Source organism: Pedobacter steynii (assembly GCF_900103665.1).
GTDB lineage: Bacteria > Bacteroidota > Bacteroidia > Sphingobacteriales > Sphingobacteriaceae > Pedobacter > Pedobacter steynii.
Window position 1 is genome coordinate 331,154 of the sequence record NZ_FNGY01000008.1, and the last position, 23,552, is coordinate 354,705.

The 23,552-nt window shown below is 43.3% G+C and carries 15 protein-coding genes; 3 read left to right on the forward strand and 12 right to left on the reverse strand.

The features are described from left to right. Positions 1 to 645 precede the first annotated feature (645 nt). Positions 646 to 3,738: a SusC/RagA family TonB-linked outer membrane protein gene (locus BLQ87_RS22755; protein WP_216857842.1), complete on the forward strand. Its 3,093-nt coding sequence runs from the start codon at positions 646 to 648 to the stop codon at positions 3,736 to 3,738. Between the two features lie 15 nt (positions 3,739 to 3,753). Next, positions 3,754 to 5,265, forward strand: coding sequence for a RagB/SusD family nutrient uptake outer membrane protein (locus BLQ87_RS22760; RefSeq protein ID WP_074611212.1), 1,512 nt, complete (start codon positions 3,754 to 3,756; stop codon positions 5,263 to 5,265). A 963-nt stretch (positions 5,266 to 6,228) separates the two neighbouring features. Here the strand turns inward: BLQ87_RS22760 and BLQ87_RS22765 are convergent. From BLQ87_RS22765 to BLQ87_RS22810, 10 genes are all read right to left on the reverse strand, one after another. Then, positions 6,229 to 7,566, reverse strand: a complete 1,338-nt coding sequence (locus BLQ87_RS22765; RefSeq protein ID WP_074611213.1) for a TldD/PmbA family protein — start codon at positions 7,564 to 7,566, stop codon at positions 6,229 to 6,231. Between the two features lie 5 nt (positions 7,567 to 7,571). Next, a complete protein-coding gene (locus BLQ87_RS22770; protein WP_074611214.1) occupies positions 7,572 to 9,212 on the reverse strand; it encodes a TldD/PmbA family protein in 1,641 nt (546 codons plus the stop codon). Between the two features lie 92 nt (positions 9,213 to 9,304). Further along, complete coding sequence (locus tag BLQ87_RS22775) at positions 9,305 to 10,942, reverse strand: TldD/PmbA family protein (protein WP_074611215.1); 1,638 nt, start codon at positions 10,940 to 10,942, stop codon at positions 9,305 to 9,307. Positions 10,943 to 11,347: 405 nt separating this feature from the next. Further along, complete coding sequence (locus BLQ87_RS22780) at positions 11,348 to 12,664, reverse strand: TldD/PmbA family protein (RefSeq protein WP_074611216.1); 1,317 nt, start codon at positions 12,662 to 12,664, stop codon at positions 11,348 to 11,350. Between the two features lie 2 nt (positions 12,665 to 12,666). Then, positions 12,667 to 14,301: a TldD/PmbA family protein gene (locus BLQ87_RS22785; protein WP_074611217.1), complete on the reverse strand. Its 1,635-nt coding sequence runs from the start codon at positions 14,299 to 14,301 to the stop codon at positions 12,667 to 12,669. 68 nt (positions 14,302 to 14,369) lie between these two features. After that, positions 14,370 to 16,154 (reverse strand): hypothetical protein, encoded by a 1,785-nt coding sequence (locus tag BLQ87_RS22790; RefSeq protein ID WP_074611218.1) that lies wholly within the window; start codon positions 16,152 to 16,154, stop codon positions 14,370 to 14,372. Then, positions 16,144 to 18,333 carry a DUF4175 family protein gene (locus BLQ87_RS22795; protein WP_074611219.1) on the reverse strand — a complete coding sequence of 730 codons (2,190 nt, stop codon included), beginning with the start codon at positions 18,331 to 18,333 and terminating at the stop codon, positions 16,144 to 16,146. Before BLQ87_RS22795 ends, BLQ87_RS22790 begins: the two co-directional genes overlap by 11 nt. Beyond that, positions 18,326 to 19,753, reverse strand: coding sequence for a BatA domain-containing protein (locus tag BLQ87_RS22800; protein ID WP_074611220.1), 1,428 nt, complete (start codon positions 19,751 to 19,753; stop codon positions 18,326 to 18,328). The genes BLQ87_RS22795 and BLQ87_RS22800 overlap by 8 nt, the downstream gene beginning before the upstream one ends. A 2-nt stretch (positions 19,754 to 19,755) precedes the next feature. Then, on the reverse strand, positions 19,756 to 20,643 hold the full coding sequence (locus tag BLQ87_RS22805) for a DUF58 domain-containing protein (RefSeq protein ID WP_074611221.1): 888 nt from the start codon (positions 20,641 to 20,643) through the stop codon (positions 19,756 to 19,758). After that, positions 20,643 to 21,641, reverse strand: a complete 999-nt coding sequence (locus BLQ87_RS22810) for an AAA family ATPase (RefSeq protein ID WP_074611222.1) — start codon at positions 21,639 to 21,641, stop codon at positions 20,643 to 20,645. The genes BLQ87_RS22805 and BLQ87_RS22810 overlap by 1 nt, the downstream gene beginning before the upstream one ends. 152 nt (positions 21,642 to 21,793) lie before the next feature. Here BLQ87_RS22810 and BLQ87_RS22815 point away from each other — a divergent pair, with 152 nt between their 5' ends. After that, entirely contained in the window at positions 21,794 to 22,423 is a 630-nt protein-coding gene (locus tag BLQ87_RS22815; RefSeq protein ID WP_074611223.1) for a DUF4159 domain-containing protein, read from the forward strand. Positions 22,424 to 22,436: 13 nt separating this feature from the next. On the opposite strand, the gene BLQ87_RS22820 is transcribed toward BLQ87_RS22815, so the two are convergent. Together BLQ87_RS22820 and BLQ87_RS22825 are read right to left on the reverse strand one after the other, a co-directional pair. Next, entirely contained in the window at positions 22,437 to 22,895 is a 459-nt protein-coding gene (locus BLQ87_RS22820) for a DoxX family protein (protein WP_074611224.1), read from the reverse strand. 56 nt (positions 22,896 to 22,951) lie between these two features. Then, positions 22,952 to 23,533 carry a Crp/Fnr family transcriptional regulator gene (locus BLQ87_RS22825; protein WP_074611225.1) on the reverse strand — a complete coding sequence of 194 codons (582 nt, stop codon included), beginning with the start codon at positions 23,531 to 23,533 and terminating at the stop codon, positions 22,952 to 22,954. Positions 23,534 to 23,552: the final 19 nt, after the last annotated feature.

Below are 23,552 nucleotides of genomic sequence, written 5' to 3' on the forward strand. Positions count from 1 at the left end.
CTTTTTATTTCATTTACGTAAAATAGCGGAGGAATGGATCAGATTGAAAAACTGAATAAGAAATCAATCGTTTGCGCAGAAATCAACTCCGAATCCATCCACCCATCCTCCATCCTGATAACAAATATTTTGCTCATTTCTTTCACGAAGCAATTGAACATTATCAATTGCTTAACCTTAACCACATCCCCTCTCATACCCACAAACGACAATTAAATTGCTCTTTTGACAATTCTCTGATAGATTTCACTTAAAGTCTACCGATTTAGTAGTGTTTTTATTTATATTTGCAGCCGTAACGCGTAATCCATATAAGACACATTATGAGCAATTTTCTACTTTATCTCTATCAAGTTGTTGATTTCACAACAAGCTTAATCCTCAATCGCCAGCCAACACTTCGAATGTGTTGTTGTATGGCCTAATCCTACATTAATTTAACTCATTAACAAGACCACACAGCCTTTTGAAAAGGCTGAGGGAAACTAATGCCTAAAATTTTCCATCGGGAAAGCTTTAAGGGAAGCAACAATCATTAATTAACTAACAAATTTTCTGATGAAACCATCCTAAGCATAAGCTTATAAAAAGCAATCCATATGCTGATGATGGCTTCATCATCTCTAAAAAAACAAGTGTATTCTAATGAAAACAAGATTATCTATTTTATTTCTTTTGTTCTTCATTCAATTTGCAAAGGCCCAGGACGTGTATCAAGTCACAGGTAAAGTAATTGAAAAAGGAACCAAACTTCCCCTCCCTGGGGTCAGTATCCTGATTAAAGGATCTAAATCCGGTACAACAACCGATCATTTGGGTAATTTCAAATTAAAGCTCAGCAATGCCCAGGAGACGCTGACTTTTTCCTTCCTTGGTTTTGCCAGTCAGGATCTCAGTGCTAAAGCAGGTGAAAACTTAAATGTAGTGTTAACCGATGCTTCCAATGAACTGGATGAAGTGGTAGTAGTCGCTTATGGTACTGCAAAAAGAAGGGACATTACCGGATCTGTATCACGAATCAGTGGGGATCAGCTTCAAAACAGACAGGTTTCTAATATCACTAAAGCATTACAAGGTTTGGCACCCGGCGTTCAGGCCGTGGCTGCCAGCGGACAACCTGGTACTTCAGCTACCATTCGTATCCGCGGAATTGGCTCCATTAATGCTTCCAGTGCTCCTTTATATGTAGTTGATGGAAACCCATTTTCCGGCGACTTAAGTTCGATAAATCCGAGCGACATAGAATCGATCAGTGTATTGAAGGATGCTGCTTCCAGTGCATTGTATGGTTCTAGAGGTGCCAATGGGGTGATTATCATCACTACGAAAACAGGCAAGAAAGGTGGAGATACACAAATCAATGCCAGTTTCAGTCAGGGGATTTCCAAGCGTGCCGTAAAAGACTACGAACAGGTAACGACCAATGAGTATTTTGAAAGCTATTGGTTAGCAGCAAAAAACAAACTAAGGGTATCGAACCCTACTTTTACAGATGAGGCACTTGGACTTGCTGCCGGTCGCCAGCTGATTACCGACCTCGGCATCAATCCTTATGGTCCGAACTACCCTAGTCCGGTAGGATTAGATGGAAAAATTGTTCCGGGAGCTACACCTCTATGGGATAATGACTGGGGAAAAGCGACCCAACAAACGGCCAGAAGGACTCAGGGAGACCTAAGTTTTAACGGAGGTTCTGAAAAGAGTCAGTATTACATCTCCGGAGGATACCTTAATGATAAAGGGATTGCATTGGCTTCAGGATACAAACGATACAATGCGAGAATTAACCTGACTACACAGGCAAAAAAATGGCTTAAGGCGGGTTTAAACGTTTCTGCCGCAAACTCATTGCAGGATTATCCAACTTCAGAAGACAGCAATACCGCTAACGTAATTCAGTATTCAAGAGCGATTCCGAGCTTCTATCCCATTTTTGAACGTAACCCCGACGGATCGTTTAAGTTAGATGGAAACGGAAATAAGGTGCCAGATTTTGGTGCTTACCGTCCAGCTTCAGCCATTCCAAGAAGCAATCTTCCGGCAACAGTAGGCCTGGATAAATCTCAAATCATGAAGGACAATGTCTCTGCAAGGGCCTTTCTTGAAGCGACCATCATTCCTGAACTGACGCTTAAAACAAGTTATAGCAGTGATTATTTAAACAATAACGTCCATAATTACACAAATCCATTATTAGGAGACGGCGTATCGACACAGGGTGACGTTTCTAAAAGCAACAGCAGGACTTATTCCTGGACCTGGAATAACATCCTTACCTATGATAAAACTTTCAAAGAAGACCATCACCTGAACTTACTGGCAGGTCAGGAGCTTTATAAATACAATTATAGGGTCATTTCCGGCTCAAGACAACGTTTTGTTCTTCCTGGTTTTGACGAACCTGATGCCGCTGCACAACTCACTGGGTTTAGTGGAAACTCCATTGATTATACGCTATTGAGTTTCCTTGGAAGAGCAGAGTATGATTATAAGAAACGTTATTTCCTGTCTGCTTCCCTAAGGTCAGATGGTACCTCGAGGTTCTCCCCTGCTCAACGATGGGGAACATTCTGGTCGCTGGGTGCTTCCTGGAAAATTTCAGAAGAAGCTTTCCTGAAAGAAACACCCTGGTTAAGCACATTAACGCTAAGAAGCAGTTATGGAGCACAGGGAAATGACAATATCGGTACCTATTATGCTTATAAAGGCCTTTACTCCATTAAGAGTAACCTTGGCGAAAACGGATTGGTGACTTCCAGATTGGAAACTCCTGATCTGAAATGGGAATCCAACCTGAACCTGAACATAGGTCTTGATTTTGGTTTGTTCAACGATCGCATCAGCGGTACGATAGAATATTTTGACAGAAGGTCTAAAGATTTACTGTTCAGTCGTCCGAAAGCGCCTTCATTAGGATTTGGTTCTATCGATGACAATATTGGTGCCTTAAAAAATACAGGTATTGAAGTTCAGTTAAATGCAGTTCCGGTACGTAATACAGACTTCAGGTGGACCATCAGTCTGAATGCTACCCATTATAAAAATACCATCACAGCACTTCCTCAAAAGGAGATTAAAACTGCCACCAAAATCATGCGTGTAGGTGGTACTACTTCTGATTTCTTCCTGAGAGAATGGGCTGGTGTGAATCCTGAAAATGGAGACCCTCAGTGGTATAGAACGGATGATGCCGGAAATAAAGTATTGACAAATGTGTATTCCAGCGTGACCCAATATGTTCAGAAAACTTCTTTACCTGTTCTTACGGGTGGTATTTCAAATACTTTCAATTATAAAGAATTTGAAATCTCTGCCCTATTGTCCTACAGCATTGGTGGTAAGATCCTTGATGGCGATTATATGGGATTAATGCATGCGGGAAGATCTATCGGCCGTCCATGGTCGAAAGAAATTCTTACACACTGGACTCCTGAGAACCGCAATACAGATGTACCGCGATTAATTACCGACGATGCAGGATGGGCACAGGCTTCCACAAGATTTTTATATAGTGCAACTTATGCGCGTCTTAAAAACCTGACTGTCGGTTACAGTTTGCCTAAGTCTTTAGCTAGTAAATGGGGCTTATACAACTTAAAGCTGACGCTAACAGGAGAAAACCTGCTTACTTTTTATGGTCATCAAGGAATGGACCCGGAGCAAACAATCGAAGGAACGACCTATTTCAGGTATCCTTCTATGAAGACCTTCTCTGCAGGGCTTAACCTTACTTTCTAATTTAATCTTACGACAATGAATTTAAATAAACTCACTTATATCATTGCTGCTGTCTTTCTGATCCCTTTCCTGGGTTGCAAGAAAGACTTGAATACCAGTCCGACGAATTCAGTGGAATCTTCAGCGATTTATTCCAACACAGCAAACATTGAAACGGTCCTGAATGGTACATGGGCCTATATGCACGAAACTTTCTTCACTTTTGCAAATCCCGGCTATTCTACCATCCTGAGAATGAGTGATGCCATGGGCGATGATGTGGCCATTATTCAAAATAAATATGGATATGCAGATTCCTATAATTTCAGTCATGCATCGAATACCAGTCGCCTGAGTGCCATATGGACCATCCTTTACAAAGTGATTGACAATTGCAATAACATCATCACTAAAATCGATGCTGCGTCCGGACCTGAGGCCGACAAAGCGAGAATCAAAGCACAGGCACTTGCCCTAAGGGCAAATAGCTATTTGAATCTGGTTACCTATTATCAGTTCAATTACCAGGTCAACCCCTTGGCAAAAGGAGTTCCGCTTTACACAGAACCGACTACACCTGCGACAGAACCTAAGGCAAAGTCAAGTCTGGAAGACATCTATAAGCTGATCGTTTCAGATTTAACCCAGGCTGCCCAGTCACTGCCGACTTATAAACGTCCGAATACGACAAAATACAAAATCAATATTGATGTTGTACATGGTTTGCTTGCCAGAACTTATCTGAATATGGGCAAATGGGACCTTGCCGCGCAAGAGGCGCTGGAAGCTAAGAAAAACTACACTTATATGTCTGCAGGCGAATATGCCAATGGATTTAATGACCTTAAAAACAGTGAATGGATTTGGGGGCAGGCACAACAGGCGGATCAAAGTAATGCCAGTTATAGCTTCCATTATATTGATGTGGCTACCAGCGCTGCTTATTATTACAGCTTTATGGCTGATCCAAACTTTCTAAAGCTTTTTGATGCCACGGATATCAGGACTAAATTGTTCTTATGGGACGGATTACCGGGAAGAGAAGGCTATCTGCGCTATCAGAAATTCAAATTCCGACCGGATGTAACAGGTGATATTGTGATGATGAGGTCAGCAGAAATGACGCTTATCGCAGCAGAGGGTTATGCCAGAAATGGTGATCTTTCCAACGCTACGACAGTTCTGAATGAGTTACTCAGCGCCAGACAAGCGAGTCCATTTATATTGGGGTCAAAATCTAAAGAAGAAGTGATTGCTGCTATTCTGATAGAAAGAAGGAAGGAATTATGGGGAGAAGGTTTTTCTTTGTCAGATATCCTGAGAACACAATCTGCAGTAGTTCGACTTCCTGCTCTGGGTGCAGACGGACAACCACTAAAAGTGACAGTGATTACCCCTGATGGGAAAACTAAAGAGGTATTGGCGAAACAACATACCACGCTTAAATTTCCAGATAAAGAGAAACCGAACTTTGTACCGAATAGTCCATATTACCTGATTCCTCTGCCACAGGCGGAGTTAGATAATAATCCGAATATCAATAAATAAAGGCTGTTTTTAATCCTGCTTTTGTTAAAAAAGATCCCTGACTCTTCAAAGGCTGGAATCTTTGCCCTGAAGGGGGCAAATTTCCTAGGCCTTTTCTGAGCAGGGATCTTTTTTATTCTAAATTATTGACCAAATATTGCTGAATGATTCCGAGCAGTATTTGGTCAATAATTATTTACTACTTCAAAGGATCAATTCATATCGCGTATTTTTACTTTAAATAGCTTCAGATTGAAACTCATTGAATCAGCTCAGCCAGGTAGTTTGAACCTAGCTTAAATAGCTTCAACCAATGGTTTCAAGGTCAACCCCGACAATATGAGTGCAGCTTGAATAACTTCAAATCAAACTATATGAGATTAGCCAAGTAGTGTGAAATAGCTTAAATTATTGGTGTCAAGGTCAACTCCGACAATATGAATACAGCTTGAATAACTTCAACACAAACTGTATTAGACTAGACAAGTAGTGTGAAATAGCTTAAATTATTGGTATCAAGGTCAACTCCGACAATATGAATACAGCTTGAACAACTTCAAATCAAACTATATGAGATTAGCCAAGATAATGTGACCTCAACTGAGTAGCTTCAAGTTAAAGCGAGCTGAATCAGACTAACCAAGGTAACCTGAGTTCAGCTTAAACACTGTCAAAATCAAAACAAATTGTATCGGCTCAACCTCGATGATGATAGTTTCCAAAAATCAAATGACCTTAGCAAGTAATAAGGCTAAATAAATTTAGTTCGAACACTTCTCTATGAAAACTATGAGGGGCCTTCCAGGAAAAAGATGCGTTCTAAGAAAAGGCATAGGAAGATTTGCCCCCTTCAGGGCAAACATTCCAGCCTTTGATTAGTAATGCTTCTTTTTCAATACTACTCTTTCAATACTACTCTTTCAATACTACTCTTTCAATCCTGCTCTTTCAATACTGCTCTTTCAACACTGCTCTTTAAAAAAACTAAACCGCGTCAGATAAAGAAGTAAACGTGAAATCCCTGATTTTCAACGGTGGCAACAAATAATTTGTATTTGATTCTGCACTAACCGTCCTTTCCGACCGTCCCATTTCGTCAAGATTATTTAACATAATGATTGGACTTTCATTAAATCTGAAATTCTTAACAGGGAATTTAATCTCTCCATTTTCAATATAAAACGTACCGTCCCTGGTCAGTCCTGTTAACAGTAAAGTCTGCGGATCAACCGGGCGAATGTACCATAACCTGGTCACCAGAATTCCCTTTTCCGTGCCTTTGATCAGCTCTTCAAGTGTTTTGGTGCCACCAACCATAATTGCCCCATCCGGAGAGGGAAGTGATTTTATCCCAGTCTTTTCGGCCCAATATCTGGAGGTATATAAGTTTTTCACCACTCCTTTTTCGATCCAGTTGACTTTTTGCTGAGGTCTTCCATCGCCATTCCAGTTCGAGGTAGGCAGTTCCGGATTCCAGGGATCGGAGTAGATGTTTACCCTTTCGTCCAGTAGCTGTTCTCCTACTTTTGTTTTCCCTCCCGGCTTGCTCATCGAACTGCGACCTTCATCTGCCTGTCTCGCATCAAGATCAAAGAATAAGTTTTCCAGCATCACTGCAACAGCTGTTGGTTCGAGGATAACCGTATATTTTCCTGGCTCTATCGCTTTTGCTGTTACAGAAGCAAGGGCTTTTTTCGCTGCGATGGCAGTATCGGCTTTAGTATTGAGTTTGGTATAATCGTTATACCCTTTAGTCGCGTATCCTGAACCTTTTCCATCCTCTGTTCTGATGGTAATATTAAAGGCCACATCGGTAGATTTGTTATAAGCAAATAAGCCATTGCTGTTCATCATCGCAGAAAACCCTGCGCTATTGGAAAGGAATCCGGCCGCATTCAGTTTATTTTCTTTGGCCTGATTTAGGCTCGCTTGTACCGCATCGGCTCGTTCTTTAGGGCCCATGGCGGCAGTGGCCTCAGAAAATGTAGGCGATTCCGGTCCATATTCCTGTGGGCCGAGGAAAGGCATAAACTCTGGGTTTTCGGGAGCCAGCTGTGCCAGTTCTTCTGCTCTTCTCACTACTTTTTCGAGAGAAGCATCGTCAAACTCATTGATCGTGGCTACACCCGATTTTTTTCCAAAGGCGGAATTCACCACCAGGCTGTTCGTACTGATTCCACCGCTGGTAGACACTGAACTTCTCGCATATCTGATGTTACCACCATCGGAACCGCTGAGGTTTACTTCACATTGTTCTGCTTTTGAGTAGCTAAGGACTTTCGTTAAAAGTGCTTTTGCTTGTTCTTTAGTTAGTATTGCCATGATTCCTATCCGATTTTTCTAGCTGTATTGATCACATTAACTCCATTGAAGCGCGCAGTGGAAGATCCATGAGATACTGCACTCGACTGACTTGGCTGTCCCTTACCATCAAAGAATGATCCCCCTAAGCGGTAATCACTTTTATCGCAAACTGCAACACAGGAATTCCAGAACTCCTGCGTATTGGCCTGATAAGCAACATCTTTAAGCATGCCGACGATTTTACCGGCCTTAATCTCATAATAAAGCTGTCCGCCGAACTGGAAATTGTAGCGTTGCTGATCGATAGAGAAGCTGCCATCTCCTACGATATAAATCCCTTTTTCTACGTTCTTTATCTGATCTGCGATGCTCAACGCCTTTTTACCTGGCTGCAGAGAGATGTTTGCCATGCGCTGGAACTGAACACTGCTCCAGTTATCCGCGTAACAGCATCCCTGAGAATGGTCCAGACCGACGATATGTGCCTGATCGCGGATTGCCTGATAATTCACCAGTACTCCATCTTTGATCACATCCCATTGACCGCATTTTACGCCTTCATCATCATAACCTACAGCCCCCAGGGAACCAATTTCAGTTTTGTCGGCCGTAATGTTCACTTCTTTACTTCCATACTGGAATTTTTTAGATTCCCATTTGTCCAGCGTAAGAAAACTTGTACCCGCAAAATTGGCTTCATAGCCCAATACACGATCCAGCTCTGTAGGGTGTCCACAGGATTCATGAATCGTTAGCCAGAGGTGTGAAGGATCCAGGACAAGGTCATACTTACCTGGTTCAACAGATTTGGCTTTTAATTTTTCACCCACCTGAGCTGCCGCCTGTTTGGCATCTTCAAGCATATCATATCGTCCCTTATAAAGCGTTCCTGAAGCTGTTTTAATCTTATCTTCTGGTCTGGCATCCAGGTATTCATAACCTTTACCTGTAGGAGCACTTAAAGAGTTTCGGGTTTCAAATTTTCCTGTTTCCTTATTGATTTTGGTGATAAAGAAAGTTGGCCAGATGCGGTGAATATCCTGGTCGATGTAAGAGCCGTCCGTAGAGGCGAAATATTTTTGTTCGTTGACCGTAAAGATGACCGAGTTGATGTAATCTGCTCCGCCCTTCATGGCGGCATCATTCACCGATAAGAGTAGGTCAACTTTCTCTTTGATTGGTACTTCGAAAGCATTCTTCTCGATTGGTGCTTTCCAGCTCACCTCTCCATAACCTTTTTGCGGTGCCAGTTTTACCGGTTCAGATTGCAGGCGACCGTTTTCTTTGGCAATAGATACCGCCAGTTCTGCCGCTTTAGCAATACTGTCTTTGTCCATTTTATCTGTGGCCGCAAAGCCCCAGCATCCGTTGGCAATCACGCGGATACCAACCCCATAAGATTCAGTATTCACAATATTTTGCACTTTATCCTCTCGGGTAACCACAAACTGGTTCAGGTAACGCCCTACCCGAACGTCGGTATAAGTTGCTCCTTTTGAGCGTGCGGCATTCATGGCTACATCGCTCAGGATCTTTTTAGCGGCGGGGTCGATGTACTCGAGGGCCCTTTCCGGGGAGATTTCGTTCCCCCAAACAGGAATAGCGGGAAGCATCGCAGCGGCTGCTCCAACGCCTGTTAAGTAAATAAAATTTCTTCGTTTCAAGTTAAGGTGGGTTTAAGGTTAATTAATAACAACAATAAGACGCTAACTGTCTGAAAAAGTTACAGGTTAAACACCCGGACTCTCCTATGTTTTTAGCCTAATTTTCTTCCTGTATTGATCACATTTACGCCATTAAATCTTGTAGTCGGACTTCCATGAGAAACGGCACTCACCTGGCCTGGCTGCCCTTTTCCATCAGCAAAGGTTCCACCTAAGCGATAGTCGTTTTTGTCGCACAGCTGAGTACATGAATTCCAAAACTCCTGTGTATTGGCCTGATAAGATGCATCTTTAAGCATGCCCACTATTTTGCCCTCTTTAATTTCATACGCCAGCTGAGCACTGAACTGAAAGTTATAGCGCTGCTGATCGATAGAATAAGAGTTCCGGCCGAACATATAAATTCCCTTTTCGACATTTTTCACCAGATCAGCGGCACTTAAAACACTTTCACCTGGCGCAAGAGAAACATTTGGCATCCGTTGAAACTGAATGCTTTCCCAACTATCGGCATAGCAGCAGGCCTGAGAAGCTTTAAGGCCAAGAATATGTGCCTGATCTCTGATCGTTTGGTAATTCACCAGAATTCCATCCCTGATGATATCCCAGTTCCCACATTTCACCCCTTCATCATCATATCCCACTGCGCCCAATGATCCCGATTCCGTTTTATCCGCAATAACATTGACTACTTTACTTCCAAAATTAAACTTCTTACTTTCCCATTTATCCAGCGTCAGGAAACTTGTTCCTGCATAATTGGCTTCATATCCCAGCACTCTATCCAGTTCTGTCGGATGCCCTACAGACTCATGAATCGTTAGAAATAAATGTGTAGGATCCAGCACCAAATCATACTTCCCTGGCAACACCGGTTTCGCTTTCAGCTTTTCTGCCACATGCGTCGTGGCCTCTCTAATATCTTCCAGCAAATCATAGCGTTTCTTATACATCGTTACCGGCCCACCTTTTATCTTCTCTGACGCTTTGGGTGTCAGGTATTCATATCCCATTCCCATCGGCGCGCTCAAGGCATTTCTGGTTTCAAATTTCCCTCCTGCCGGATCAATCCTGGTTACCGTAAATGTTGGCCAGATCCGATGAATATCCTGGTCAATATACGAACCATCCGTAGAAGCGAAATATTTCTGTTCATTCACCATAAAAAGATTAGAATTCACATACTTTGCCCCTCCTTTAACCGCTTCATTATTTGCATTCAGCAACATATTCACCTTATCTGTTATCGGAACCGAAAAAGCATTGATTTCCAATGGTGTTTTCCAGCTCACCTCACCAAACCCTTTCTGTGGAGCAAGTTGTACCGGCTCCACCAAAAGCTTCGCATTTCCCTTAGCAATCGCTACTGCCATTTCCGCTGCTTTGGCGATGCTGTCATTGTCCAGATTGTTGGTTGCTGCAAAACCCCAGCTTCCGTTGGCAATGACCCTTACTCCCATTCCGTAAGACTCAGAATTGGCGATGTTCTGCACCTGACTTTCCCTGGTGGCGATCACCTGATTCAAATACCTGCCAATGCGAACATCTGCATAGGTCGCCCCTTTTGAACGGGCCGCATTGAGGGCAACATCAGCCATCCTCTTTTTCAACTGAACATCAACAGGCGTTAATGCATCTTCCACACTAATCTCTTTTCCAAAAAGCGGCAAATGAACCATCGAGGCACCAATGCCAACTCCGGTCATGTATAAAAAGTCTCTTCTTCTCAATTTCTATAAATTAGTAATCATAATAATGGTCTAAATATGATCGTCCGAATATTTCGGTGTCGATGAAAGTTTCAAAACAAATTGTATCGGCTCAACCTCGATGATGATAGTTTCCAAAAATCAAATGATCTTAGCAAGTAATAAGGCTAAATAAATTTAGTTCGAACACTTCTCTATGAAAACTGTGAGGGGCCTTCCAGGAAAAAGATGCGTTCTAAGAAAAGGCATAGGAAGATTTGCCCCCTTCAGGGCAAACATTCCAGCCTTTGATTAGTAATGCTTCTTTTTCAACCCTGCTCTTTCAACCCTGCTCTTTCAATCCTGCTCTTTCAATCCTGCTCTTGTATAATACTCTTTCAATCCTGCTTTTGTAATAATACTCTTGCAATCCTGCTCTTTCAAAACCTAAACCGCATCAGACAAAGAAGTAAAAGTAAAGTCCCTGATCTTCATTGGAGGAATCATGCCGCTTCCGGTTCTAACCGGCTTACCCAATGCTTCTACATTGTTCAGCATAATCACCGGACTTTCATTGAACCTAAAATTTTTCACTGGAAACTTAATCTCTCCATTCTCAATATAAAACGTACCATCCCTGGTAAGCCCTGTCAGCAATAACGTTTGCGGATCTACAGACCGGATATACCAAAACCGCGTAACCAATATTCCCTTTTCCGTGCTTTTTATCAGTTCTTCTAAAGACTGCGTACCACCTTCCATTACGATACTGCGGTTAAAAGGAACCGGTTCTACACCTTTTTGCCCTGCCCAATATCTGGAATAGGCCAGGTTTTTCACCACTCCTTTCTCCACCCATTGCGTTCTTTTCACTTTCAACCCATCCTCGCTCCATGCGGCTGAAGGGACTTCAGGATTCATCGGATCGGAGTAAATATTTACATTTTCAGAGAACAGTTGTTCACCAAGTCGGGTTCCCCCTCCTTTTTTACTCATAAAACTTCTACCCTCGTCTGCACTGCGTGCATCAAATCCTCTGAACATATTTCCCAGCATATCACTTGCTGCCAACGGTTCCAATATCACCGTATATTTCCCTGGTTCGATTGCTTTTGCAGTCGCAGAGCCCAGGGCTTTTGATGCCGCAATCTTGCTTAGGGCCAGTGTATCCATTTTATCCAGGTCATTGAATTGCTGTTCGATATAACCTGAGCCTGTGCCTGCCTGATTTCTTACGGTTACCGAGAAAGCGACATTTGTTCTCTTATTATAGGCAAACAACCCTTTAGAGTTCATGATTGCGCCAAACCGTGTGGAGTTCTCCAGGAATCCCGCGGCTTCCAGGTTGGCTGCCTTAGAAACCTGCAAGCTTTTGCCCACCATTTCGGCCCTGGTATCCGGCGTCATTGCCGCTGTATTTTCATTATATGTTGGCGATTCCTCAAAATCCTGAGCACCGAGCAGCGGCATAAATTCCGGGTTTTCCGGGGCCAGCATCGCCAGTTCTTCCGCTCTTTTCACTACTTTTTGCAGGGAGGCATCATCAAACTCATTGATGGTTGCTGTTCCTGTTTTCTTGCCAAAGGTGGAACTTACGGAAAGGTCCATCACGCTGATTTGCCCTGCGGTAGACACTGCATTTCTCGCATAGCGGATATTTCCACCATCGGAACCGTTCAGACTGATTTCACAGAACTCTGCTTTTGAAAAGCTAAGTACTTTTTTTAGTATTGCCTGGGCTTCTTCTTTATTTAATATGGCCATAATTAAATCTTTCTTGCTGTATTAATAACATTAACTCCATTAAAACGGGTAGTTGCACTACCATGAGACACTGCGCTGCTTTGCGAAGGTTGTCCTTTACCATCATTGAACGAACCACCTAAACGGTAATCGCGCTGATCGCATATTGCCGAGCAGGAATTCCAGAACTCCTGGGTGTTCGACTGGTAGGCCACATCATTCAGCATGCCTGCGATTTTCCCATTTTTAATCTCATAAAATGTTTGTCCGCCGAACTGGAAATTATAGCGTTGCTGATCAATGGAGAAACTCCCGTTTCCGATGATATAGATCCCCTTCTCTACATTCTTTATCATATCATCTACACTTAGCTTTTCTTTTCCTGCTTCCAGCGAGATGTTCGGCATCCGCTGAAACTGCACATCATCCCAGCCCTGGGCATAGCAACAGCCCTGAGATTCATCAAGTCCAATGATGTGGGCCTGATCGCGGGTCGCCTGATAGTTGACCAGAACTCCATCTTTAATGATGTCCCATTTTTTACATTTCACCCCTTCATCATCATATCCTACTGCGCCCAATGAACCGACCTGAGTTTTATCCGCAATCACATTTACCCTGTCGCTGCCGAATTTAAATTTCTTAGACTTCCATTTATCGAGGGTCAGGAAGCTTGTTCCCGCATAATTCGCTTCATATCCCAATACCCTGTCCAACTCTGTCGGGTGACCAACAGATTCATGGATCGTGAGCCATAAATGCGAAGGATCCAGTACCAGGTCATATTTTCCTGGCTCTACAGATTTCGCTTTTACCTTCTCGCTGGCGTTCAGCGCTGCGGATTTGGCATCTTCCAGCATGTCGTAACGACCTTTATATCGGGTTACTATCCCCTGCACCTTATCCTGAGGGCGGGCATTCATGTATTCATAGCCCATTCCCATTGGGGAGCTCAATGCTGATCTTGTTTGGAATTTTCCGGACTCCCGGTCTATCCTTGTTACATTAAATGAGGGATAGATGCGGTGAATGTCCTGATCTATATAAGAACCGTCTGTGGAGGCAAAGTATTTTTGTTCATTGACGGCAAAGATGACCGAGTTGACGAAGCTTGCGCCATTTTGCATGGCGATGTCATTCACGTTCAACAGCAGGTCTACCTTCTCCTTTACCGGAACTTCAAAGGCATTGATTTCTATAGGTGTTTTCCAGCTTACCTCTCCAAAACCTTTCTGTGGGGCCAGTTGAACAGGTTCACCTTGTATTTTAGCATTCGCTTTCGCCACTGCTACTGCTTGTTCTGCCGCTTTGGCGACATCCTCTTTGGTCACCTTGTTTGTTGCCGCGAAACCCCAGCAGCCATTAGCCAGCACCCGCACACCAATACCGAAGGATTCTGTATTCGCTACCCCCTGAACTCTTTTTTCACGCGTGGCGACAAATTGATTGAGGTAACGTCCGATCCGGATATCGGCATAAGTAGCACCTTTAGATTTTGCAGCATTTAATGCCACATCGGCGAGTTCTTTTTTAATTTTTACATCTACTCCCTCCAGTGCTTGTAAGGGATCTATTGGATTTCCGAAAGCAGAGAGGTCAGGAAGCATCAGCGCGCCCATCCCTATTCCGGATAAGTAGAGAAAGTCTTTTCTTTTCAAGTGGTTCAGTTAGTTAGGTTAATAATAATCCCAATTTACCTATTCTGAAAAGGAAAGGCTAAGAACTTCTATAACATTTTAGTTTCATACCATAAAAAAGTTACCGCCAGCAGGAAAGGGAAGAAAAACCACCAAATTGAGACTTGCTTTTTCATCAAAATATTTGTTTCCAGCGGATTAATGGTGCTTTTCTGTCCTTTTACAAATGCCGCCGTGGCTTTCAGCTTCGCTATGTTTCGCTGTTCCTTCCAGTCCTGTTCCCTATAAACATAGAAAAACGCCGTTTTACCATTGAGGTTAAGCTCGTTCCAACCTGGTTTTGTTGCCCAGGTGCTGACCTGCCACTGGAATGGAAGTGCTATATTTTGTAAAGGGCTTAACCGGAGCCCATTGCTAATGATTAGCGGAACTTTTTCCGCTGCGTCCTGATCTACCGTTATATTGATCCTTTGTCTGAATACCGGAATAACCGGATCGATATTCCAAAGCTCCGTTGCGGCTGCTTTTCTTGCGGTGCGATTAAGCAGGGCCGACCAAAAGTCTGCATAATCCTCCTTTTGGCCATTCAGGAGCCAATTGTAAGTCGTAGGGACGACGGTAGCCGTCACTTTTCCCATTCCATGAATGCGACTGCTAACCAATACTTTGCCCGTCTTTTCTGTCAGCACTGGCTGGTCAGTAGTGGCTGTCCTCAGAAAGAGGGCCTGTTCAAAGGGCAAAGGACCGAAAAGACGTTCCTGCTCCGGGAGTTGAACCGTTAATGTTTTATTTTTAAGCTCCGGGGATTCATACCTGTCAAAACCCCTGCTAATGGCCGTTGTGGCTTTTACACCTGTTATTCTGAGCAGCAGGCCAAGTCCGGAATCTACTGCAGTACGGATAGAGGCCAGCTCTGCAGCACTAAGTGCTTCCAATTCTCCCTCGTCTATTACCAGGAGGTCTATCTTATTTAACAAAGTGGAATTGATCCTGTTGACATTGATATTTTCCGTATTGAGGAAATCGGTACTGTATTTATCCTTACTGATTCTGCTCCTGAAGATTACCGGGTATTGCTTTTCAAAAAGCCAGTTTTTAAGAAACTTATATTCAAAATCGGGATGAGCAGCAAGCAAGAGTATTTTCAGCGGTAAGGCCGGTTGTACGGCTACCGGCACAGGTTCCTTTGCCAGGGTATCTTTACCCTGCAATGCGATCAAATGATACACCGCCCGACCGGTTTGTTTGGGTCTTCCTTTTAAAGAAAACGTATTTTCTCCTTTAGCATTAATGGTCAGAGAATCCAGACTTTCACCTAAACCCTGCAACAGGATTTTAACCGGAAGATCTCCCTCCTGATTGTAAATCCCCTGCACAGACAAGGTTTCTGAACTTTTCAGCCTCGGGTTCCAGCTTGCAGAAATCAAGCCCTTTGGTCTGGCTGAAGGGTGAAAATTAAGCTGATAACCTTGCAACGCCGAAAGTTCATCTGTGGTCAGGCCATAACCATAAATGTTTAGATGATTGATTTCAGGTTCAGATTTCAAAAAATAAGGAAGATCGGCAATGAGGCCAAGCTTTGGCATCTTTAAAGATTGAAAAAGCCCTGCGTCCGTTGTCAGCAGCCTGCCCTTCAGGTTTTTAACCGTGTCTTTTATTGCTCCTGTACTAAGGAAATTAAGCTCATGCGGTCGTTCCGGCCTTTCTACCTGATAAGTGACAGGAAATATAAATAAGGCAAAACAAATAACCGCGATGGAACTGGCCAACAACCTCAAAGCCCTTCTGGCTTTGTTTGCCCTTCGCCATTCCTTAAACAACAGAAATCCGCCCAGGATCAGGCATAAGCCTATCACAAGATATTTAAAGTCCATTTGCTCCCTCTCCTTTTTTAAGTGCATTAAAGTATTTCCGGTAGAGGTTTGACGCCGGAGGGGCTGAAGGTAATTGTGGAACAGCCTGTTCTTGTCCGATCATTTTTCCAATCGCGGCCTGAACCTTCTCGATTTCTTTTTCTGAGCTATTGCTACCCGTCATCAGTTTTCTCCATCCCTTAAACGCGGGTAGAAAAACAGCCGGGTTATCTGAAGCTGCAACAACCATATATTTTTCCGTTTCCCTTAGTAAGCTGAGTTCTTCAGTCTTAAATACTGTCGCCATTTTCCTGCTTTCCAATGCACTAAGTGCGCGTTTTAACAGTGCTGTCTTTTTATCCAATGGCTCAAAAGTATTTTTCTGTGAAGGCTGGCCGATCTTATCCAGTTCCCCGGAAAAGCGTTTTTCTTCTTTTAACTGTGCTACTTTAACGGTAGTCTTGGCCACATAAGCCCTGGATTTTTGCTGCAGGTCTTTCAGTAAGCGCAGCGCCTTATACTCAAAAGGTAAAGCATTCCTTGTTTTATAAGTTCTCAGTTGTAATTCAGAGCTCCACATTTCGGTAAGTACGGCTTTTAGCTGTGCTTTTAATTCAGGTTCAAAAAAGGTAGCATCTTCGGCGATGTCATGTTTATGGGAGTAGCTGTCCATAATGGCCTTTACATCTCCAAATTTTTCCGTCTGTTTTGTTTCCTTCTCTTCATGATGCGCTTCTCCTTCATGTGCATGTCCTTCCTCATGCCCCTCTTCGTGGTCATGGTCATGATCTGCTCCAATTTCCGTTTCCGTCTCTTCTCCGAGGAATTTGCCGTAACGCAAACGCAACAGCCGCTGGTCTATCCCCAGTGCGTTGCTTCTGTTTTTAAAGCTTTCTTCCGTAATCTTAGGCTGTTCATCCAGGAGTTTCTCGGTATCCATAATGATCTGCCGCTGACTTCTGAAATACTCCGGCACCAGGTTAATGCCGTTGGTCATCCCCGCCATACTCATGAGCTCAGCCGTATCCACAATAGAAACGAAGTATACATCCGACCTGCTCGCCTGCCCATGGTTATCTAGTGCTTTTACGAAAAAATAGAGCTCATCACCTGGTTTCATGCCCAGGGATTTCAAGTCTATCGTTTTGCTTAAGGACATTGATTTGCTATTGTTAAAACCCTTGTCAAAAAGGAGTTTTTTTTCCGTAAAACTAACTCCTTCCCCTTTTCCGCTCGCCATAGTCGCAGAAATGGAGGCGTCTTTAATGCCATAATCATCATTTAAATGAAGCATCAGGCTGAGGCGTTGGGGCTGTCCAAAGTCTATCGTGGTATGCGGTTTAGGTTGGGTAATTCTGATCGAAACCGGCAGGTCCGGGATCAGCTCCAGCTGATAAAGATCTGATTTCTTTCCATCCAGCTCGACCTGATAAAATCCAGGCTGATGAATCGTTTTTAAAAAGCTCCATTCCAGCCCCTTTCCATCTTTGGAATGCAGACTGGCCATCTCCCGGTCGTTAAAAATAAGCTTTAACGTTTTGACCGGCTCATTTGTGCGGATCTCCCATTTGAGCAGGGAGCCTGTTGCTGCTTTAACTGAAAACTGCTCCTGTTTCCGTTCCGGCAAACCGGTATAAGACGGAGGGTTGATATTTAGGGAAAAAGAAGCGATTTGAGGGGGTATCCGTTCTTTTACGATGTTAGTCCTATATTTAGAGGAATGAGCTTCTATAGCGTAGCCTAAAGGCTTTAGATAAGAAATGAAAAAGCTTAATCCAAACCCAATGATCATGAACAATATCGAGAGTCCTAATTTCTTTAGCGGCGCTGCAGGTGTTTGTATCTGGTTAAGGAGCACTTCGACCTTCTGTTGTTGTAAACGTTCCAGCAACGACAGTTCATTGACTGGCCTCAACAAAATCCCTGTACTCTCTTCGAGTTCCGGGAATTTTCTGTCCAGATACCTGGAGATGCCAGGCGCATCTATCTTCCAAAAAGGATAAATCAGGTTAAAGATCACAAACACCATCAGGAAGATAACGACAACTGTTTTCCAATCCGCTAAAGGAAACAGATAAATCAGCATTGCACCAGCAAACAGGGAAAAACCAAGGCTAAGGGCAATCAGTTGTAACAACCTGAATATCCTCCATTGCCTTTTCCAGCTATAAATCCTTTTTCCTGCTTCCTGCTCAACCATGATTCCTCTTGTTTTTGTTGCTAAAAGACAGGACTCGTTCCAGAAGGAAAATAGCCAGTGCCAGCATCCAGAAGAACCGGTTCAAAGGCTCCTGCACGCCTTCTTTATCCATCCCCGCAGATTGAACTGCTGAAGCATGCTTTGAGGAGAATAAACCGGCAGTCCTTCTTTGATCCTCTGAATGTGTTTCAAAACCAAAGCCGGAACCCTGGCCGGCATTTTCATTTCCCAAAATAATGGGCATTAATGCCTTTACAAACTGCCCGCTCCAAACGAGTGTGGTCCATTGCGGATTCAGCCTGCTGTAAAAATGATAATGATCAGGAGACTTTTCTTTTTCTAATGAAAGTACCGGCCTGCCGAAACCATCCTTCCAAATGCTTTCGCCCTGTTCAGCAGGGGCAACAATTCTCTTGTTCAATGCAACGATTGCTTCATTGCCTGCTTTTCCGGGCTGAAGATCAATCAGGGAATGAACGGCAACTGTTTTCCCGGTTTCATAACTGAATAGCCGCCCGGCCTGATTTATATTTTTAAGGAAGTTGTTTGCAAGGGGTTGATCGGAAAGCCAGAAGCCTATGTCGTATTTTAAATCACTGTTATATTGATTATTCCATTGCTTTACCTCTATTTTTCGTTTTGTAAAATCAGCGATAGCATCCAGTGCGGCCATTACATAATTTCCGTCTTCTGTATTTCCCCCATTAAAGAGCAAAACAGAAACCGATGCTGGTTCTTTTGCAGTATCAAGGCTGCGGTAACTGGTCAGGGATGGGCTGGATGTCGCTTCATAAGTTTTTCCTGCGGAAACAGTCGTCCAATTGCGAACCGTATCTGTTTTTCCGGTCTCTTTCCATTGCAGGTTGAAATCAACCGCAGGCAATGCTCCTGTTAGTTTATTCAATTGCTGATCTGCGTACAATGTTACCGGAAATCCAGTTGGCAAGCGCTCATTTAACTGCGTTAGTAAAGAGAGATAACTCGCTGTTTTATGATCACTTAAGCTATCCTTTGTTAAGGTGTCATTCAGGTTTATTTTCAAGAAACCGATATCAAAATTCCGCAATTCGTAACCCGTTTTAAGAAGGGAGTCTATGCTTTTTTTCTGTTTCCGGTAGGTCGAAGAAAAGCGATGCTTCTCCATCAGCAGCCAACCTTTCTGCCCCCCTTTTCCTGCTTCTTTCCTCATATAGGGTTCCGCCAGCAGAAAAGCAAGTAAGATGATCAGCAGCAACCTCAACAGCAGCAACAGCCAGTCTGCGATGCGGTAACTCCTGGAGCTTAATGGTGCGGCTTCTCCCAATAGACTAATGCTGCCGATTTTAAGTGTTTTCCCCTGCTTCACATTCCATAGGTGAATGATCAGGGGGATGATCAATCCTGCAAGCGCAAATAAACCGATGGGATAAAGTAATGACACAGCTAGACCTTTAATTTGTTTCTTTGGTTTAAAAAATCCCTCAAAGCCTGATCAAGAGGCTCGTCAGTTCTGATCATCCGGTAGGAAATCCTTCTGTCGAGCAGTTTCATCCGGGTACTTTCCAGGTATTGTTCCAGCTTTTGCTGATATGTTTTTCTTGTTTTCTCCTGATCGATCTGAATGGTTCTTTTGCTTTCCAGGTCTTCAAAAGAAGTATACCCTTTAAAATCAAGGTCGATCTCATTCCCGGACATCAAATGAAAAACGACCACTTCATGCCGGAGTGTGTTCAGGGTATCCAGCAGGGTGAAAATCTCATTGTTAGTTTCATACAGGTCTGTGATAAAGATCAGCAGCTCCCGCTTTTGTACACCCGCATAGAGTTCTTTATAATGGATCGGCCGGGTGAAAACCCCTTCTGGTTTAATCTGTTCCAGCTGATAGAATAGTCTCGCCAGGTGCTGAAAATCCTGTTTCGCCAACATCGAGAATATCCCGGCAGACTGGAATACATACAAACCGATCGCATCGCCCTGCAAATTCCCGAGGTAGGCCAATGAAGCTGCGAGGTAACGGGCATAATCCATTTTCGTAAAATCTCCGTCCTGATGGTTCATCGAGGCACTCGCATCAATCAAGAGGCGGACAGAGATATTGGTTTCTATTTCTGATTCCCTGATGTAATAACGGTCTGAACGGGCAAACATCTTCCAGTCCAGTGAACGCAGGTCATCTCCGGGCTGGTAACTTCTATATTGACTAAATTCCAGTCCGGGGCCCTTTAGCGTACTTTTGTTGATGCCGTTCATAAAGCCGTCAATTGTCGTTTTTGCCGACAATGAAAGCGATTTAATGGCCATCATTACTTTGGGGTCCAGCAGCCTGCTCATTAAATAGTAACTTTAGTCCTGGAAATGGTTTTGATTAATTCAGCTGCTACCATATCGGCAGTTACATTTTCTGCATCTGCTTTAAAGTTCATGAGCACCCGATGCCTCAATACCGGATAAGCCATCGTTTGCAGGTCTTCCATTACCACTGCATAGCGGCCATGGATCAATGCCCTGGCTTTTGCGGTTAGGATCAGGGCCTGCCCTGCTCTTGGTCCGGCTCCCCACCTTACCCATTCTTTTACATAGGCTACAGAGGAACTCTCCGGTCTTGTTGCCCGGATCAGGTCGGCAACATAGGTAATCAGGTCATCACTGATGCTGACTTCCCTCGTGAGCGCCTGGAGTTGTTTGATCTCTTCTGCTCCGATCACCGCTTCAACCTTGTTTTTCATCATTCCGGTGGTACTGCTCAGAATCCTGGTTTCCTCCGCTGCCGTTGGATAACCTATTTTAATATACAATAAAAAACGATCCAGTTGTGCTTCCGGAAGTGGGTAGGTGCCTGCCTGTTCAATCGGATTTTGTGTGGCGAGAATAAAAAACGGACGGTCTAAAGGATAGGTTTGTCCGCCGTAAGTAACTTCAAATTCCTGCATCGCTTCGAGTAATGCCGACTGGGTTTTAGGAGGTGTCCTGTTGATCTCATCTGCTAAAATGATATTGGCAAAGATCGGCCCTTTGTTGAATTTAAAAAAACGCTTTCCGGTCAGATGGTCTTCTTCAAGGATTTCGGTGCCGATAATATCTGTAGGCATGAGATCCGGCGTAAACTGAATTCTCCTGAAGGAAAGGTCCAGGGCCTGCGACATTGTCCTTACCATCAGCGTTTTTGCCAGTCCGGGAACCCCTTCCAGAAGGCAATGCCCACCGGCAAGTAATGCGATCAACATTTCTTCAATGATGATGTCCTGTCCAACGATAACCTTCTGAATCTCTTCCTTTAATTGCGAAATCTTATGTATTAGTATTTTAAGGTTGCTTTCTGAAATTTCCAAAACAATAATTTTTTAAAAGGTAAGCTATATGTAATTCAATATAGGGCATCTGTGCTTATATTTCATCGCCTGTTAAACAGAATATCAAAAAAATTACAGATATCTATCTTAAAAAACTAGATTGTAATCAAAATTGACGCTATTTTAGAACGATGCAAAAATCGAGGTTTACTTTTGCCAGAATAAAATACAGGTCCGGAGATTGGGATACCGATCAGCGGATGCCCTCCAATTTGCTGAACTCCCTGTTAGAATATACGACCATTCCATTGGATCAGGAAGAAAAGATTGTGGAATTGAGCAGCAATGATTTGTTTAAATATCCTTTCTGTTATTTAAGCGGCCATAAGCTGGTACAGTTTAGTCAGCAGGAAGCCGCTAATTTTAAAAAGTATGTCAATAATGGCGGATTTGTATTTGTGGACGATTGCAACCACGATATTGATGGTTTATTTGCCCGGTCTTTTGAAACACAAATGAGCAATTTATTTGGTGCACAGGCACTCAAAAAGATTCCCAATGACCATAAGATTTACAACTCCTTTTTCAAATTTGAAAAGGGCCCTCCCACCACTTCGTTTGAGCTCAATGGCTGGGGCGACGACCTGGTTCACGACTACCTGAAGGCCATTACCGTTCAGGGCCGGATTGGCGTATTGTACAGCAATAAGGATTACGGTTGCGAATGGGATTATGATTTCAGAAACAAACGTTTCCTCGCAGAAGACAATACCAAGTTTGGTGTAAACATCATTTTATATGCGATGGGCATTCATAGCTAATCCATAAACCTGGCTAAGCCATCAGCCGGATCCCAAAATACCATGCCCAGCTGATCAATAATAGTTGCATTGGAATTCTAAACCAGAGATACCTCGTTCCAGGACCATTGAAATCGCCTTTCTGAAGGTCAATATGGTGGATGGTCGCATAGATGTTGGCTGGCAGTATCAATACAAAAAAGGCAATGAGGAATATGGCAGCAGCAGATCTGGTCTGATCAAACAACAATCCGAGTCCAGCAATCACCTCCATCACTCCTGTTCCAATGACGATCGCTTTTTTAAAAGGGACGAATTTCGGAATCATCATTTCCATTCCTTTGGTAAAAGCAAAATGACCACTGGCAGCAAAACACATCATGATACACAATGCGATGTTTCCGGAGATCAGGAGGTTCCAGGAACCGGTGAACGATTTATAGCCCAACAGGCTTAGTAAAAAACTGACAAATAACACGAGTAATACTTTCATAATGTTTGATTTACCTCAAAATTCGGATAAGTTTAAACGAGAAAAAATGACCTATGTTAGTTTCCGGAATACAATTTCCTAATCCTGCTCAAACTCTCGGGCTGAATACCCAGATAGGTAGAAAGGTGTTTTACAGAGGTATTTCTGATCAGTTCAGGGTTGCGGTTCATCAGTTGGCGGTACCGGTCTTCGGCAGTTGTGGAGAGCAGGTCCATTTCTCTTTCCAATCTCTTTTTATAATGAAACTCCGCAATCAATCTTCCAATCCGTTCTCCGGAATGAGACTGCTGATAGAAATCCTGAAGCAATTGGTAAGGGATTAAGATCGCTTCTATATCTTCTATGGCCTGAATGGCAATCATCGATGGCTGACGGGTGATAAAGGAATAATAGGCAGTCACCATCTCCCCTTCAAATTGAAAGTCAACAGTAAATTCTTTTCCATCTTTTAAGAAGTAATTGCGTGTTGCACCCCTGACCAGGAAGAAAATATAGTTTTCTACTTGTCCTTCCTTACACAGGTAGCTTCCTTTAGGAAAAGACTTTTGCAGCAACAGCTTAGAAAACTTTTGCCATTCCTCTTCCCTCAACCGGGTAAAGGAAGAGATCAGTTCCCGCATTTGATTTAAACCGTTCATATATTCTTTAACGCTAAAA

Excerpts from the sequence above, each read along its gene's own strand:
- BLQ87_RS22815 (WP_074611223.1), top strand. The coding sequence starts at position 21,794 with ATGCAAAAATCGAGGTTTACTTTTGCCAGAATAAAATACAGGTCCGGA.
- BLQ87_RS22805 (WP_074611221.1), bottom strand. The coding sequence starts at position 20,643 with ATGAGCAGGCTGCTGGACCCCAAAGTAATGATGGCCATTAAATCGCTT.
- BLQ87_RS22780 (WP_074611216.1), bottom strand. The coding sequence starts at position 12,664 with ATGGCCATATTAAATAAAGAAGAAGCCCAGGCAATACTAAAAAAAGTA.
- BLQ87_RS22755 (WP_216857842.1), top strand. The coding sequence starts at position 646 with ATGAAAACAAGATTATCTATTTTATTTCTTTTGTTCTTCATTCAATTT.
- BLQ87_RS22765 (WP_074611213.1), bottom strand. The coding sequence starts at position 7,566 with ATGGCAATACTAACTAAAGAACAAGCAAAAGCACTTTTAACGAAAGTC.
- BLQ87_RS22820 (WP_074611224.1), bottom strand. The coding sequence starts at position 22,895 with ATGAAAGTATTACTCGTGTTATTTGTCAGTTTTTTACTAAGCCTGTTG.
- BLQ87_RS22795 (WP_074611219.1), bottom strand. The coding sequence starts at position 18,333 with ATGGTTGAGCAGGAAGCAGGAAAAAGGATTTATAGCTGGAAAAGGCAA.
- BLQ87_RS22790 (WP_074611218.1), bottom strand. The coding sequence starts at position 16,154 with ATGGACTTTAAATATCTTGTGATAGGCTTATGCCTGATCCTGGGCGGA.
- BLQ87_RS22825 (WP_074611225.1), bottom strand. The coding sequence starts at position 23,533 with ATGAACGGTTTAAATCAAATGCGGGAACTGATCTCTTCCTTTACCCGG.
- BLQ87_RS22760 (WP_074611212.1), top strand. The coding sequence starts at position 3,754 with ATGAATTTAAATAAACTCACTTATATCATTGCTGCTGTCTTTCTGATC.